Origin of the sequence: Nocardioides sp. (assembly GCF_034670285.1) — a bacterium.
Lineage (GTDB): Bacteria > Actinomycetota > Actinomycetes > Propionibacteriales > Nocardioidaceae > Nocardioides.
The window spans coordinates 1-1917 of record NZ_JAXMNS010000540.1; the positions used below are offsets into that span (position 1 = coordinate 1).

General features: G+C 71.0%; 1 protein-coding gene and 2 pseudogenes. 1 reads left to right on the forward strand and 2 read right to left on the reverse strand.

Translation table 11 applies throughout. The features are described from left to right. Positions 1–195, reverse strand: a pseudogene (locus tag VOI19_RS18770) (hypothetical protein); the annotation flags it as partial. Further along, entirely contained in the window at positions 188–850 is a 663-nt protein-coding gene (locus VOI19_RS18775) for a glycosyltransferase family 2 protein (protein WP_323794458.1), read from the reverse strand. The gene VOI19_RS18775 and the pseudogene VOI19_RS18770, both read right to left, overlap by 8 nt. A gap of 193 nt (positions 851–1043) precedes the next feature. On the opposite strand from VOI19_RS18775, the pseudogene VOI19_RS18780 reads away from it, so the two are divergent. Continuing rightward, positions 1044–1917: pseudogene (locus VOI19_RS18780) on the forward strand (hypothetical protein); the annotation flags it as partial.

Genomic DNA, 1917 nt, shown 5'->3' on the forward strand with positions numbered 1-1917 from the left:
GGCGAGCGCCAGCACGCACCCGCCCGCACCGACGGTCGCCTGCGCTGCTGCGAGGGTGTCGAGCAGCGCAGCGGCGGCGACGTCAGCGGCCGCCTCGTCGCCGATGGTCGCGGCGAGCCTGGTCTTGCTCACGCCGGCGACCGGCGCCTTGGCCATCACCAGCACGCGTAGGTCCCTCATCGTCGAGTCAGTCATCACGCAGCACCTTCCAGAAGTCCCGAGCCGTCCTGAACGTCCCCTTCACCGAGCCCGACACCTTCGACCGGGTGCCCTCGGCGCGCGGGTGGTAGGCCACGTCGTGCTCCTTGAACCGCCAGCCCGCCTGGGTGGCCTTCTGCAGCAGTTCGACGGGGTAGCCGAAGCGGCGGTCGCGCACGTCGAGGTCCACGAGCGCCTCGCGGCGACACACGCGCATCGGGGCGATGTCGTGGGCGTCGAGCGCGATCCGGCGGCGCAGCCAGGCGACGATCAGGGCGTTGCCTGCTCGGGCGTGCCACGGCCACACCCCCCGTCGTACGGGGCGCCGACGACCGACGGCCAGGTCGGCGCGGCCGTTTTTGACGTCGTCCAGCAGGGCCAGCAGCTCGTCGGGGTCGAACGACCCGTCGCCGTCCATGAAGGCGACGTAGGGCTGGGTGGCGGCCATCAGGCCGGCGTGGATCGCGGAGCCGTAGCCCGGCACGGACTCCGCCACGACCTGAGCGCCGAGGCGGCGCGCCACGTCGGCGGTGTCGTCGGAGGAGCCGTTGTCGACGACGATCACGTGGAAGACGTCCGAGATCCGGGGCAGCAGCGCCACGAGGGCAGGGCCCTCGTCGCGGCAGGGAAGAATGAGGTCGCAGTGCGGCACGGCCTCAACCTAGTCGCCCGCAGCGGTGCGCGGCATCACCCGCAGGCTTACGAAGCGGTGACGCGGCCCGGTCCGATCTCCGGCCTGACCTGGGGTTTCGGCGTCCCGCTAGCAGCTGCGTACGGCGACGGATCCTCAGCAGACTCACAGTCACTCAGCCAATACACAGGAGCCCCCACCTAGGCTGGCCCTCATGTCGACCGCCACCGACCGCGACGCCGAGGCTGCGCCTCCCGGCGCCGACGTCCCCTCGCATGTGCCGTGGATAGGCTTCTGGGTCGGGGTTGCCCTCGTCGTCGTGGCGACGATCGGGCCCGACCTGATCGGCTGGCAGGTCTACGCGCGCTCCAACCCGGACGAGACGCCCGGCTCGCTCACGCCCCTGCACTCGATCTGGGAGCCCAAGCTCTTCGGGATCGGCACGTTGCCGGCGCTGCTGCTGGGCTACCTCGGCTTCCGTCACGCCGTCGACCTCGCCGCCCGACTGCCGTGGCGCCGCCTGCTCCTGGTGTCGTACGGCGTGAGCGCGGTCTGGTTGTTCTCGCTCGCGCTCGTCTCCGGCTGGGGCGGGGTCGGCGACAAGCTCGACCACTCCTACGAGTACCTCCCGACCGCGCGGATCGTCGACGACGTCCCGGCGTTCCTCGACGAGTTCGTCTCGAGGATCCCGAAGGCGTCGGTCGACGGCGCGGGCGAGTCGAACAACTGGCACACGCACGTCGCCGGCCACCCGCCCGGTGCCACGTTGTTCTTCGTGCTCCTGGCTCGGCTCGGCCTGGCGAACGGATTCGTGGCCGGCACGATCGTGATCCTGATCGCCGCCTCCACCGCCGCTGCAGTGATGGTCACGCTGCGCGCCCTGGACGCGGAGGCCGCCGCCCGACGAGTGGCGCCGTTCCTCGTGCTCACGCCTGCCGCGATCTGGATGGCCGTCTCGGCCGACGCCATGTTCGCCGCGACCGCCGCCTGGGGCATGGCTGCGCTCGCGCTGTCCGCGACTGCGCTGACGACGGTGCCGGAGAGATGGAGCAGTATTTTGCCCATTTGCAGCAGGTGCTGGTTGAAAT